Here is a 12,826-nt window from a genome sequence, read left to right as displayed (position 1 = left end):
CCTGCGGCTCGCCGCGCCGGCGGGCCGGGGCTGGGTCGTCGTGTCCGGGCGGGGGCCCTTCCCCCCCCCCCTCTGCCCGCAGACCCCCCCCCCCCCCACGACCCGGGTCACGGCCCGGGTCACGGCCCGGGCGGGCCGGCGGCCCCGGGGTTGTCGGACCCGGCGGCTAGCGTGGAGCGCACATCGAGGCCGGACCGGTCGACCCCGTGCGGGTACACGCGGCCAAGGGGGAGCGGGATGGGTACACCCCGGCACCGCTCGTCCGCGGGCCCGGGTTCCCTGATCCGGCCCCGCTCCCCCTCCCCGGCCGCTCAGCCGCCGAGCGACTTCCTCACGAAGTCGACCTGGAGCAGCAGCAGGTTCTCCGCGACCTCCTCCTGCGGCGTCATGTGGGTGACGCCGGACAGCGGCAGCACGGTGTGCGGACGCCCCGCCGCGAGCAGCGCCGAGGACAGCCGCAGGGTGTGCGCGGCCACCACGTTGTCGTCGGCGAGCCCGTGGATGATCATCAGCGGGCGCTCCAGGCCGGCCGCGTAGCCGGTCAGCGAGTTGTCCTCGTACACCTGCGGCACCTCGGCCGGGTGGCCCAGGTAGCGCTCGGTGTAGTGGGTGTCGTACAGCCGCCAGTCGGTGACCGGCGCGCCCGCGACCGCCGCGTGGAAGACGTCCGGGCGGCGCAGCACGGCGAGCGCGGCGAGGTAGCCGCCGTACGACCAGCCGCGGATCGCGACCCGCCCGAGGTCGAGCGGGAACTCCCCGGCGAGCGCCGTCAGCGCGTCCACCTGGTCGTCCAGGGTGGCCCCGGCGAAGTCGTGGTGGATCGACTTCTCCCAGGCCGGCCCGCGCCCGGGGGTGCCCCGGCCGTCGGCGACCACGACCGCGAAGCCCTGGTCGGCGAACCACTGGGAGTTGAGGTGCGGGTTGTGGGCCTGGACGACGCGCTGGCCGTGCGGGCCGCCGTAGGGGTCCATCAGGACGGGCAGCAGGCCGTCCCGCTCGCGGTCGTAACCGGTGGGCAGGAAGACCGCGGCGGGGATGCGCCGCTCGCCGGCGAAGCGGAACACCGGACGGGCGGTGATCACCGGGGTCTCGGCGTGCGAGGCGATGACGGCGACGTCGTCCACCACCACGCCCTCCGGCAGGTCCCGGGCGACCTGCACCAGGGTGCCGGGCACATCGGGCTCGGCGGTGGCCCGCACGGTGACGCCGGCCGCGTGCACGGCGGTGGTGACGGAGGTGAAGGGGCGGCCGTTGGCGGACTCCCAGGCCAGCCGCTTGCCGTCGTGGCTGATCCGGCCGACGGCGATCCAGCCCGGCTCGGGGTCGGTCTCGGCGGCGCCGCCGGAGGCGGTGAAGAAGACCTCGTCGGCGGTGACCGCGAGCACCGAGCGCAGGTGCAGGTCGGGCCCGGTGACGGTCCGGTCGCCGATCACCAGCGACCGCGCGCCGGACTCGTCGGAGATCCGCACCAGCCCGCCGTCCGGGGTCCAGGCCGGGACGCCCTGGAACAGCTCCAGCCAGACGTCGTCGCGCTCCTCGTGCAGCACCTCGGTGGCGCCGGTGGCGACGTCCAGGCCGAGGGTCCGCTGGACGCGCTGGTCGCGGGACTGGACGAGCAGCAGCGGCACGCCGTTCCTGGACCAGTGCACCCGGGCCAGGTAGGGGAAGGCCGCGCGGTCCCAGACCACCTCGGTGCGGGTGCCGTCCAGGCCGAACAGCCAGAGGCCGACCTCGGCGTCGGCGGTGCCGGCGGCCGGGTAGGCGATCTCCGCGGGCTCGCGGTCCGGGTTGGCCGGGTCGGCGATCCACCAGCGGCCGACCGGGGTGTCGTCGGCCCGCTCGACGAGCAGCAGGTCGCTGTCCGGGGACCACCAGTGGCCCCGGTCGCGGCTCATCTCCTCCTGGGCGATGAACTCGGCCTGGCCCCACGTCACGTTCGGCCCGTCGGGCCGGGCGAGGGCGCGGTCGCCGGTGCCGTCGACGCGGGTGAGCCGCAGCTCGCCGGAGGTGGTGGCGTACGCGACGTGGGTGCCGTCCGGGGACGGTCGCGGGTCGAGCAGCGGGCCCTCGGCGGGCAGTTCGGTGGCGGTGCCGGCGACCAGGTCGGCGACGAACAGCCGGCCGGAGAGCGCGAAGGCGGCGAGCCGGCCGGCGCCGTCCAGGGCGTAGCCGACGATGCCGGCCGAGCCCTCGCGGCTGCGTTCGCGGCGGGCCTTCTCGGCCGGGGAGAGGTCCTCCTCGCCGCCGCCGAGCAGCGCGGCCGGGTCGGCGGCGATCCGCTCCTCGCCGGTGGCGGTGTCGAGGGTCCAGAGCAGGTTGGCACGGTCGCTGCCGGAGGACGACCGCAGGAAGACGACCCGGGAGCCGTCGGGTGCGACGGAGAACGACCGGGGGGCGCCGACGGTGTAGCGCAGGGTGCGCGCGTACTGCCTCGGGAAGGTGTCCGCTGAGGTGTGGGTGGTCATGGCACCAGACCCTACGACCCGGGGTCGGCCGATGGTGATCACTCGTTCGGAGCATCGGCCGCAAGTACGCCCGGACGGGTCCCGCACCCCCTCCGACCGGCCCATGCGCCCCGTGAGTGCAACCGTGCCCCGGGGTGTGCGGACTCACCCAGCGTCATGACTCCCTCACTCTTCGGGTATGACTGGTGCACGAGTGCTCGCCAGGCCCCGAGGAGTGTGAGCCGCCATGGCCCTGTCCATCTCCGCCGCCATGCTGATGCTGGTCATCGTGGTGGTGCTGATCCGCCGCTCCGGTCTGAAGCTGGCGCACGCGATCGTCTGCGCGCTGCTCGGCTTCTACCTGGCGTCCAGCTCCATCGCCCCCTCGATCAGCCAGGTCACCAGCAACCTCGCCGGGATGATCAACGGCCTGCGGCTCTGACCCGCCGCGTGCGGTCACCGGGCCGGCGCCCCGGTCGTTAGGCTTCCTCCCATGACCTCGACCTCCGGCCGCCGCCTGCTCCTGGTGCACGCGCACCCCGACGACGAGTCGATCAACAACGGCGCGACGATGGCCCGGTACGCCGCCGAGGGCGCCCACGTCACCCTGGTGACCTGCACCCTCGGCGAGGGCGGCGAGGTGATCCCGCCGGAGCTGGCCCACCTGACGGCGGATCGGGACGACCGGCTCGGCGCGCACCGGATCGGCGAGCTGACGGAGGCGATGGCGGCGCTCGGGGTCACCGACGTCCGCTTCCTGGGCGGCCCGGGGCGCTACCGCGACTCCGGGATGATGGGCGTGCCCGACAACGACGTGCCCGGCTGCTTCTGGCGGGCCGACGTCGACGAGGCGGCCGGCCGGCTGGTGGCGGTGGTCCGCGAGGTGCGCCCGCAGGTGCTGGTCACCTACGACGAGCAGGGCGGCTACGGCCACCCCGACCACATCCAGGCGCACCGGGTCGCGATGCGCGCCCACGAGCTGGCCGCCGACCCGGCGTACCGGCCCGAGCTGGGCCCGGCCTGGCGGATCGCCAAGGTGTACTGGAACCGGGTGCCCCGGTCGGTGCTCGAACGGGCCCTCGCCGAGACCGCCGAGAAGGCGCCGTTCCCGGGCGTGGCCGTGCCCGCGGACGTGCCCGGGGTGGTGGACGACGCGCTGGTCACCACGACCCTGGACGGCACCGCGTACGCCGGCCGCAAGGCCGCCGCGATGGCCGCGCACGCCACCCAGATCACCGTGGACCCCACCGGCGCGTTCTTCGCGCTCTCCAACCACCTGGGCCAGCCGCTGCTCGTCACCGAGTACTACCAGCTGGTGCGCGGCCAGGCCGGGCCGCGGCTGCCGGAGGACGACCTGTTCGCCGGCCTGGACCTTTCCCCCGCGCCCGCCGCGGCCTCCGAGGAGCGTGCCCGATGACCCCGCCCGCCCCCGCCCGGCCCGCCCGCCGCTCGGTCCCGGCGACCGTCCTCGGCACCCGCGAGGAGCGGCTGAAGGAGCCCCAGCCCCCGCGCGGGGCACGGATCGCGGCCTACGTCCTGCTCTTCCCGCTGGGTTTCGCGGTGTCGGTGTGCGGAGCATTCGTGCAGGCCTTGTGGCCGCCCGTGGGAGTCCTGCTGGCGCTCGCCGCCACCGCCGCGACCTTCTACGGCGGCCTGCGGGTGACCGGCACCCGGCTCGGCGCGGCCGTCCCGGCGGGCGGCTGGTTCCTGGCGCTGCTGCTGGTGATGGTCCCCCGCCCGGAGGGGGACAACGTGCTCTGGACCAACGCCACCTCGCTCGCCTGGCTGTTCACCGGCTCGATCCTCGGCGTGATCTGCGCCACCCTGCCGACCCGGGCCGGCTGGTTCCCCGGTGTGGCGGGCCCACCCCGCTGACCCGGGCGGGCACCCGCGTACGGTGGCCGGTACGACGGGCAGTCAGCACCGCCCGGTCGTACTCTCATACCGGAGGAACCGGACGTATCGGGATCTCTCCGAACCGGTTCACCGGCCGGTTCTTCCCAGTATGGTGGTGCCGCAGAACGCCGTACCCGACGCCGCCCGCCAGGTCCGGCGCCGACGAACCGCGGTCGCGCCGCACGGCCCGGCCCGCGAACCCGGAGCAGAGCAGCATTGAGCAGCCGCGAATCTGACAACGCCCACCCGACGCCTCGGCGCACGGGCCCGGACGCCTACCCGTCGGGCACCCCGCCCTACGGCACACCGGGCTTCCCCGGCGGCGACCGCACGGGCGGCGCCGGCGCCGCCAAGGGCTCGGCTCCGGAGGGCGAGGACGAGAGCCCGAAGACCGAGACCACCCTCACCACCCGGGTGCGGATCAACATTCCGGGCTCGCGCCCGATCCCGCCGGTGGTGGTCCGCAGCACCGTCAAGAACGAGGACGGCGGCGGCGAGGACACCCCGGCGCCCGCCCCCGAGCCGGCCGGCCCCCGGCACCGCTCCGCCGCACCCGCCTCCCCGGTGCTCGGCGTGATGGACGGCGGCGGCCACGGAGCCACCCCGCCCAACCTGCCGCCGGAGTGGCAGATCCCGCCGGCCACCTCCGAGGCCGAGTCCACCGGTGCGTGGTTCCGCCCGCGGCAGAAGAAGGCCCCGGCCGCCGAGGGCACCGCCCCGGCCCCGGCGACCGCCGCCGCGGCCGCCACCGCCGGACCCGCCGCCGCGCCCGCCGCGCCTCCCGCCCGGGCCAACGGCGCCCGCCCGCAGAACGGTCGGCCGCAGGCCGAGCGCCCCGCCGCGGCCGCCCCCGCCGCGCCCCGCGCGAACGGCCGCACGGTGCCCGCCCAGGCCCAGGCCCCCGCGCCGCACCCGAACGGCGTGCCCGCCGCCCCGTACGGCGCCGCCCCGCAGCCGCCCGCCGACGAGGTCGGCGTCTACGCCAACCCCGCCGAGCTGTTCGCCGCGTCGGCCCCGGCCGACCCGTACGCCCCCGCCGACCCGTACGCCCCGGCCGACCCGTTCGGCGGCCGGCCGCCCCAGGCCCCCGGCGGGCCCGGCGCGCCGAGCCCCGAGGACACCTCGGTCGACGGCTTCGCCCCGATCCGCGACGACGCCCCGGCCGCCCCCATATCCGGCGCGCCCGCCGGCCCGGCCGCCCCCGGCGGTGCCCCGCAGCCCGGTCTCTTCCCGGGTGCCCCGGCCGGCGCCGACCCGTTCGCCGCCCAGCGCCCGCCCGCCGCCGCGAACGGCGCCCCGGCTCCCGGCGGTCTCTTCCCCGGGGCCCCCGGCCGCCAGGGCGAGCCCGCCGCCGACCCCTTCGGGACCACCCTCCCGCACCCCGAGGGCGCACCCGGCGCCCCGGCCCCCGGCGCCCCGGCGGCCGCCCCCGCCCCCGCCGCGGACGGCCCGTCCGGCCCGAAGCCGGCACCCGCCGCCGCCAAGCCCGCGCCGGCCCCCAAGCCCCGGCCGAGCGCCGCCAAGAAGCTGGTCAAGCTCGCCACCTACGCCGTCGTCGGCGTGGGCTTCCTCGGCGCCGCCGCCTACGGCACCGGGCTGATGCTGAACCAGTCCGACGTCCCCAAGGGCACCGTGGTGCTCGGCACGGACATCGGCGGCAGCAGCCGGGACCAGGCCATCCACCAGCTCGACGAGAGCGTCGGCAAGGCCGGCCAGCAGCCGGTCAAGCTGAAGGTCGGCGAGCAGACCGTGGACCTCGACCCGGTCGCCGCCGGGCTCGCCTTCGACACCACGGCCACCGTGGACAAGCTCGCCCAGCACTCCTACAACCCGCTGGACGTCCTCAAGTCGCTCAAGGGCGACGAGAAGGCCGTACCGCCGGAGGTCAAGGTCGACCGGGCCAAGCTGAAGTCCGCGCTGGACGCGCTGGCCGGCGGCAGCGGACAGGGCCTCCAGGAGGGCTACGTCAAGTTCGCCGAGAACGGCGAGACCGTCGTCGTCCCCGGCCGGGCCGGCCAGGCGGTGGACTCCGCCTCCGCCGTGGACCTGGTCGACGCGGCCTACCGCGACCGCGCCGCCGGCAAGGCCGAGCAGCCCGTCGCCCTGGCGGTGACCGCCGCCCAGCCGAAGACCTCCGCACAGGCCCTCCAGGGCGCCGCGGACACCCTCGGCAAGTCCGCGATGAACGGCCAGATCCACATCGTGGCCGGGACCAAGAAGTTCGACTTCGGCCCGAAGACCGCCGCGGTGGCGCTCACCCTGGTCCCGGACGCCAACGGCAAGTTCGTGCCCAAGTGGGACCTCGACGCGCTCAACCGCCAGCTGGTCGCCGGCGGCTTCGACAAGGTGAAGACGAAGAAGAACGGCCAGCTCGTCCCGATCACCCCGCAGGACGTCGCGGACCAGATCACCGCGCTGCTGGACAAGACCGGCGACCGGGACCGCACCTACAAGTTCCCGGCCTGACCGAACCGTTATCGACGGGCGGGCCCCGATCCGGGCCCGCCCCTCGACAACCCCGCATCCCGGTCAGCAAGATGTGTCGCCTGTCGTCCGCCACATCCGCCCCGGGAGAACCACCATGGGCCGCCACCCGTACCGCCGCACGGCCCTGCTCGCCGGCCTCACCGCGCTCTCGCTCTCGCTGACGCTCTGTTCCTGCGGCCCCGGCAGCGGCTCCGGCGCCGGGGCCCGCGGCCTGCCGAGCGCGGTCGAGAGTCCGAAGCTCACCGCCGTCGACATCAACCCGCACGACCGCGCCGAGCTGCGCCAGGGCGGCACCCTGCGGATGGCGATCCCCCAGTACTCCAGCCAGTGGTCGCCGATCCAGACCGACGGCGGCGAGACCTCCACCATCGCCGTCATGAAGCCGCTGCTGCCGACCTTCTTCCGCTCCGACGCGGCCGGCACCCAGACCCCCAACCCGGCCTATCTGCAGGACGCGCACGCCGAGCAGCGGGACGGCCGGCAGGTCGTGGTCTGGACGCTGAACCCCAAGGCCCGCTGGTCCGACGGCACGCCGATCACCTGGCGCGACATCGAGGCCAACTGGCGGGCGCTGAACGGCAAGGACCCGGCGTACCGGGCGGCCAGCAGCACCGGCTTCGAGCAGGTCTCCGCGGTCGAGCGCGGCAAGGACGACTACCAGGCCGTGATGGTCTTCGAGCGGCCGTACTCCGAGTGGCAGTCGATGTTCAACGGCGCCGCCAACGCCCCGCTGCTGCCGGCCTCCAAGGTCGCCACCCCCGAGCTGTTCAACACCGCCTACCTGGAGGCGATCCCGGTCACCGCGGGCCCGTTCAAGGTGGAGCGGATGGACCGGGCCGCGCAGACCGTCACCCTGGTCGCCGACCCGGCCTGGTGGGGCGACAGACCGCTGCTGGACCGGATCGTGTTCCGCGCCATGGTGCCCAACACGATGGCCGCCGCCTTCAACAAGGGCGAACTCGACCTGTTCAACAACGGCCCGGACGTGGCCGGCTACCAGCTGATCCGCAGCACCCCGGGCGCCGCCGTGCGGCGGGCCGGCGGGCCCGACTTCCGGCAGTTCACGCTGAACAGCCGCAGCCCCGCGCTCACCGACCCGGTCGTCCGCCAGGCGCTCTTCCAGGCGATCAACCGGGACACCATCGCCCGCTCCGACCTCGCCGGGCTGGACTGGCCCACGGTCACCCTCAACAACCACCTGCTGGTGGCCAACCAGAACGCCTACCGGGACAACTCCCTCGGCCTCAGCCGCTACGACCCGGCCGAGGCGGCCCGCAAGCTCGACGGGGCCGGCTGGAAGCTCGACGGCGACGTCCGCCGCAAGGACGGCAGGGAGCTCAACCTGCGGATGGTCATCCCGGCCGGCGTCACCCAGGCCCAGAACGAGGCCACCGTCGCCACCGGGATGCTCAAGGAGGTCGGCGTCAAGGTCACCACGGTCACCGCCAGCCCCAACGAGTTCTTCGACAAGTACGTCAACCGGCGGGACTTCGACATCGCCGCCTACTCGCTGTTCGGCACACCGTTCCCGGCCAGCGGCAACCGGACCAACTTCGCCACCAACGGCGGCACCAACCACTCCCAGGCCGGCAGCCCCGCGGTGGACGCCGCGTTCGACCGGGCGGCCGCGGCGACCGACGCGGCCGGCACCTTCGAGGCCATCAACCAGGCCGACGGCGAGCTGTGGAAGGTGGCCGGGATGCTGCCGCTCTACCAGCGTCCGCAGCTGTTCGGCGCCCGCGCCGACCTCGCCAACATCGGCGCCCAGGGCCTGTCCGACATCGTGTGGGAGAACGTCGGCTACCAGAAGTGACGTTTCCCCCGGAGCCCCGCCGCACGGCCGGGGCCCCGGAGTCCGGCCGGACTCCGGGGCCCCGGGCCCTCGTGGACGCGCTCAGCCCGAGCCGATCACGTCCCGCACCTCCGCGAAGTGACAGGCCGACTCGTGCGCGGCCGGTCCGCTCAGCGCCGACGGCACGGCCAGCAGCGGCACTTCGGTCGCACAGCGCTCCTCGGCCTTCCAGCAGCGGGTGCGGAAGCGGCAGCCGGACGGCGGGTTGGCCGGCGAGGGGATGTCCCCGGTGAGCAGGATCCGCTCCCGGCCCTCCCGCCCGGTCGGGTCGGGCACCGGGACGGCGGAGAGCAGCGCCTGGGTGTACGGGTGGGTCGGGTGGGAGTAGATCTCCTCCTCCGTGCCGATCTCGACCATCGTGCCGAGGTACATCACGCCGACCCGGTCGGAGATGTGCCGCACGATCGAGAGGTCGTGGGCGATGAACATGTAGGACAGCTGGAAGTCGTTCTGGAGCTGCTCCAGCAGGTTGATCACCTGCGCCTGCACCGAGACGTCCAGCGCCGAGACCGGCTCGTCGCAGATGATGATCTCGGGCTTGAGCGCCAGGCCGCGGGCGATGCCGATGCGCTGGCGCTGGCCGCCGGAGAACTGGTGCGGATAGCGGTTGATGTACTCCGGGTTGAGGCCGACGACGTCCAGCAGGTCCTGGACGGCCTTGCGGCGGTCGCCCTTGGGCGCCACCTCGGGGTGGATCTCGAAGGGCTCGCCGATGATGTCGCCGACCGTCATCCGGGGATTCAGCGAGGTGTACGGGTCCTGGAACACCATCTGGATGTTCCGCCGCACCGCCTTCAGCCCGGCCCCGGAGAGCCGGGTGATGTCCTCGCCCTTGAACCGCACCTGGCCCGCGGTGGCCTTCTCCAGGTGCATCAGCACCTTGGCCAGCGTCGACTTGCCGCAGCCGGACTCACCGACGATCCCGAGCGTCTCGCCCTTGCCCAGGTCGAAGGAGACGCCGTCCACCGCCCGGACCGCGCCGACCTGCTTCTTGAAGACGATGCCCTGGGTCAGCGGGTAGTGCTTGACCAGGTCCCTGACCTCCAGGATGGGCTCAGCCATGGAGGGTCTCCTTCCAGAAGTGGCAGGCGCTCCGGCGGCCCGGCAGGTCGGCCCCCTGGGCGTCCAGCACCGCCGTCAGGCGCGGGGGTTCGGTGCGGCAGACGTCCTGGGCCCGGTCGCAGCGGGGGTTGAACGCGCAGCCGTCCGGGATGCGCAGCAGGCTCGGCGGCAGGCCCTGGATGGCGTAGAGGTTCTGGCCCTTCTGGTCCAGGCGCGGGATCGAGTTGAGCAGGCCCCGGGTGTACGGGTGGGCCGGGCGTGCGTAGAGCTCGTGCACGGGCGCCGTCTCCACGATCCGGCCCGCGTACATCACCGCGATCTTGTCGGCGACGTCCGCGACCACGCCCAGGTCGTGGGTGATCAGGATCAGGCCCATGTTGAACTCGGCCTGGAGTTCGGCCAGCAGGTCCATCACCTGGGCCTGCACGGTGACGTCCAGGGCCGTGGTGGGCTCGTCCGCGATGATCAGGTCCGGCTCCAGCGCCAGCGCCATGGCGATCATGATGCGCTGGCGCATGCCGCCGGAGAACTGGTGCGGGTAGTCGTTGACCCGCTGCCGGGCGGCGGGGATGCGCACCCGCTCCATCAGCTCGACGGCCTTCTCCTTGGCCTCCTTGCGGCCGGCGCCCTGGTGCACCCGGAACATCTCGCCGAGCTGGTAGCCGACGCTGAGCACCGGGTTGAGCGAGGAGAGCGCGTCCTGGAAGATCATCGCGATCTTCCGTCCGCGCACCGCCCGCCGGGCCTTGGGGGCCATGGTGAGCAGGTCCTGGCCCCGGAACCGGATCGAGCCCGCGGTGATCCGTCCCGGCGGCATGTCGAGGATGCCCATGATCGCCTGCGCGGTCACCGACTTGCCGGAGCCGGACTCGCCGAGCACCGCCAGCGTCTCCCCCGCCGACACCGCGTAGCTCACCCCGTTGACGGCCTTGGCGACGCCGTCCCGGGTGTGGAACTCGATGTGCAGGTCGTCGACCTCCAGCAGCGGGGTCCCGGGCGCCAGGCTCTCCCGGCGCGCCCCCAGCACCTCCACCGCGTCCCGGCCCGCGCCGTCCTTCGCCGGTTTGGTCATGTCAGTCATGGTCCGCGGCCCTCCTCAGCGCAGCTTCGGGTCGAGGGCGTCGCGCACCGCGTCGCCGAGCATGATGAACGCCAGCACGGTGATGCTCAGCACGGCGGCCGGGAAGAGCAGCACGTGCGGGGCGTTCAGGAAGCGGGCCTGCGCGTCACTGATCATCAGGCCCCAGGAGATCGCCGGGGACTGGATGCCGATGCCCAGGTAGGACAGCGCGGCCTCGGCGCCGATGTAGACGCCCAGGTTGATGGTCGAGACCACGATCACCGGGGCGACGGCGTTCGGCAGGATGTGCCGGCTGACGATCCGCCCGGTGCCGGCGCCCAGCGCCCGGGCCGCCACCACGTAGTCGTTGTGCTTGTTGGCCAGGACCGCCGAACGCATCAGCCGGTAGATCTGCGGCCAGCCGAGCACGGCCATCACCGCGGAGACCGTCCAGGCGTTGCCCTTGCCCCAGGTCGACATGATCAGCATGCCGCCGAGCAGCAGCGGGATCGCGAAGAAGATCTCGGTGACGCGGGACAGCACGCTGTCGCCGAAGCCGCCGATCCAGCCGGCCCACAGGCCCAGGACACCGCCGACCAGGACCACCAGGGTGGTGGTCACCAGACCGACGATGATCGAGTTCCGGGCGCCCCAGATGGTCCGGGTGTAGATGTCGCAGCCCTGGACGTCGAAGCCGAACCAGTGGTCGCCGCTGGGCCGCTTCAGCGAGTCCACCAGGTTGCAGAAGCCGCCGGACCGCGGGTCCGCGTCGGTGAACAGCCCGGGGGCGACGGCGAGCACCACCATGAACAGCACCAGGAACCCGCCGATCAGGAACAGCGGGTTGCGGCGCAGGTCCGCCCAGGCGTCGCTCCAGAGGCTGGCGACCCGCTCGCCGCCCTTGCCGCCCTTGCCGTCCTTGCCGCCCTTGCCCGCGGCCGTCCCGCCGCCGCGCTGCCCGGGGACCGCCCCACTCGCGTTCTCGCTCTTCGTCGGCTCACTCATAGCGGATCCTCGGGTCCAGGACGGCGTACAGCAGGTCGACCACCAGGTTGGCGAACAGGTAGACCATCACCAGGGCGCTCACGATGCCCACGACGATGGTGCGTTCCCGCAGGTAGACGGACTGGAACAGCTGGTGTCCGACGCCGGGGATGTTGAAGATGCCCTCGGTGATCACCGCACCGCCCATCAGGCCGCCGAGGTCCATGCCCAGGAAGGTGACGATCGGGATCAGCGCGTTGCGCAGCCCGTGCCGGACCACCACCCGCAGCGGGCTGAGGCCCTTGGCGACCGCCGTCCGGACGTAGTCCGCCCGCATGACCTCGATCAGGCTGGTCCGGGTGAGCCGGGCCACGTACGCCAGGGAGGTCGAGGCGAGGACGTAGCCGGGCAGCAGATAGGACCGGAACCCGGCGTCCTCGTTGAAGGAGACCGGGAAGAAGTCGATGCCGTAGTCGGTGTTGAGCTTCACCCCGAGGAGCAGCTGGAGCACGAAGCCGATCACGAAGACCGGGATCGAGATGACCATCAGGGTCGAGATCAGCACCACGTTGTCGATGAACCTGCCGCGCCGCAGGGCGGCGACCACGCCGGCGGTGACACCCACCGCCATCTCGATCGCCAGCGCGGTGAGCGCCAGGTTGATGGTGTACGGGAAGGCCCGCTGCATCACGTCGACGACCTGGTTGCCGCGGTAGTCCTCGCCGAAGTCGCCCTTGAACAGGCCGGTCAGGTAGTCCCAGTACTGGATGAAGAACGGGTCGTCCAGGTGGTACCGGTCACGGAGGACCTGGACGACCGCCGGGTCCTGCCGCTTCTCACCGGCCAGTGCCGTGATGGGGTCACCAGGCAGCAGGAAGACCAGTGCGTAGATCAGGAATGTCGCGCCGAGGATCACAGGTATGGCCTGGATGATCCGGCGGACCACATAGCGGCCCATGCGGTCTCCTCGTGGTGGGGGCACGCCGGAGCCGGGCGGCGCGGGGGTTGCCCGCGCCGCCCGTCAGGACGCGCCGGTCGGGC

10 protein-coding genes are annotated in these 12,826 nt (G+C 73.6%); 5 read left to right on the top strand and 5 right to left on the bottom strand.

Annotated elements, in window-relative coordinates; genetic code table 11:
• Nucleotides 1–311: 311 nt before the first annotated feature.
• Entirely contained in the window at nt 312–2,465 is a 2,154-nt protein-coding gene (locus ACFVVL_RS16155) for a prolyl oligopeptidase family serine peptidase (RefSeq protein WP_387675491.1), read from the bottom strand.
• Between the two features lie 226 nt (nt 2,466–2,691).
• On the opposite strand from ACFVVL_RS16155, the gene ACFVVL_RS16150 reads away from it, so the two are divergent.
• The 5 genes from ACFVVL_RS16150 to ACFVVL_RS16130 all read left to right on the top strand — a co-directional run bounded on the left by ACFVVL_RS16150 (nt 2,692) and on the right by ACFVVL_RS16130 (nt 8,640).
• Nucleotides 2,692–2,886 carry a DUF2304 family protein gene (locus ACFVVL_RS16150; protein ID WP_344344199.1) on the top strand — a complete coding sequence of 65 codons (195 nt, stop codon included), beginning with the start codon at nt 2,692–2,694 and terminating at the stop codon, nt 2,884–2,886.
• A 51-nt stretch (nt 2,887–2,937) separates the two neighbouring features.
• Nucleotides 2,938–3,861: an N-acetyl-1-D-myo-inositol-2-amino-2-deoxy-alpha-D-glucopyranoside deacetylase gene (mshB, locus tag ACFVVL_RS16145; RefSeq protein ID WP_387675488.1), complete on the top strand. Its 924-nt coding sequence runs from the start codon at nt 2,938–2,940 to the stop codon at nt 3,859–3,861.
• Nucleotides 3,858–4,319: a DUF6113 family protein gene (locus tag ACFVVL_RS16140; RefSeq protein ID WP_387675486.1), complete on the top strand. Its 462-nt coding sequence runs from the start codon at nt 3,858–3,860 to the stop codon at nt 4,317–4,319. The genes mshB and ACFVVL_RS16140 overlap by 4 nt, the downstream gene beginning before the upstream one ends.
• 237 nt (nt 4,320–4,556) lie before the next feature.
• On the top strand, nt 4,557–6,806 hold the full coding sequence (locus tag ACFVVL_RS16135) for a hypothetical protein (protein ID WP_387675484.1): 2,250 nt from the start codon (nt 4,557–4,559) through the stop codon (nt 6,804–6,806).
• A 115-nt stretch (nt 6,807–6,921) separates the two neighbouring features.
• Nucleotides 6,922–8,640, top strand: coding sequence for an ABC transporter family substrate-binding protein (locus tag ACFVVL_RS16130; RefSeq protein WP_387675481.1), 1,719 nt, complete (start codon nt 6,922–6,924; stop codon nt 8,638–8,640).
• A gap of 81 nt (nt 8,641–8,721) precedes the next feature.
• Here the strand turns inward: ACFVVL_RS16130 and ACFVVL_RS16125 are convergent, their stop codons facing one another.
• From ACFVVL_RS16125 to ACFVVL_RS16110, 4 genes are read right to left on the bottom strand one after another with little or no spacing between them, the layout of a single operon-like run.
• Nucleotides 8,722–9,741, bottom strand: a complete 1,020-nt coding sequence (locus tag ACFVVL_RS16125; RefSeq protein ID WP_380287127.1) for an ABC transporter ATP-binding protein — start codon at nt 9,739–9,741, stop codon at nt 8,722–8,724.
• Complete coding sequence (locus ACFVVL_RS16120) at nt 9,734–10,822, bottom strand: ABC transporter ATP-binding protein (protein ID WP_387675478.1); 1,089 nt, start codon at nt 10,820–10,822, stop codon at nt 9,734–9,736. Before ACFVVL_RS16120 ends, ACFVVL_RS16125 begins: the two co-directional genes overlap by 8 nt.
• Before the next feature lie 15 nt (nt 10,823–10,837).
• A complete protein-coding gene (locus ACFVVL_RS16115; protein ID WP_387675475.1) occupies nt 10,838–11,806 on the bottom strand; it encodes an ABC transporter permease in 969 nt (322 codons plus the stop codon).
• Entirely contained in the window at nt 11,799–12,743 is a 945-nt protein-coding gene (locus ACFVVL_RS16110) for an ABC transporter permease (RefSeq protein WP_380287124.1), read from the bottom strand. The genes ACFVVL_RS16115 and ACFVVL_RS16110 overlap by 8 nt, the downstream gene beginning before the upstream one ends.
• Between the last annotated feature and the right edge of the window lie 83 nt (nt 12,744–12,826).

It is taken from the genome of Kitasatospora sp. NPDC058115, from assembly GCF_042884635.1.
GTDB lineage: Bacteria > Actinomycetota > Actinomycetes > Streptomycetales > Streptomycetaceae > Kitasatospora.
Note: the sequence above shows the minus strand (reverse complement) of the source record. Positions and strands in the feature narration are given on the sequence as shown.

Bases quoted from the DNA above. Each gene is read 5' to 3' on its own strand.
- ACFVVL_RS16155 (WP_387675491.1), bottom strand. From the start codon at position 2,465: ATGACCACCCACACCTCAGCGGACACCTTCCCGAGGCAGTACGCGCGC.
- ACFVVL_RS16150 (WP_344344199.1), top strand. From the start codon at position 2,692: ATGGCCCTGTCCATCTCCGCCGCCATGCTGATGCTGGTCATCGTGGTG.
- mshB (WP_387675488.1), top strand. From the start codon at position 2,938: ATGACCTCGACCTCCGGCCGCCGCCTGCTCCTGGTGCACGCGCACCCC.
- ACFVVL_RS16140 (WP_387675486.1), top strand. From the start codon at position 3,858: ATGACCCCGCCCGCCCCCGCCCGGCCCGCCCGCCGCTCGGTCCCGGCG.
- ACFVVL_RS16130 (WP_387675481.1), top strand. From the start codon at position 6,922: ATGGGCCGCCACCCGTACCGCCGCACGGCCCTGCTCGCCGGCCTCACC.
- ACFVVL_RS16125 (WP_380287127.1), bottom strand. From the start codon at position 9,741: ATGGCTGAGCCCATCCTGGAGGTCAGGGACCTGGTCAAGCACTACCCG.
- ACFVVL_RS16120 (WP_387675478.1), bottom strand. From the start codon at position 10,822: ATGACTGACATGACCAAACCGGCGAAGGACGGCGCGGGCCGGGACGCG.
- ACFVVL_RS16115 (WP_387675475.1), bottom strand. From the start codon at position 11,806: ATGAGTGAGCCGACGAAGAGCGAGAACGCGAGTGGGGCGGTCCCCGGG.
- ACFVVL_RS16110 (WP_380287124.1), bottom strand. From the start codon at position 12,743: ATGGGCCGCTATGTGGTCCGCCGGATCATCCAGGCCATACCTGTGATC.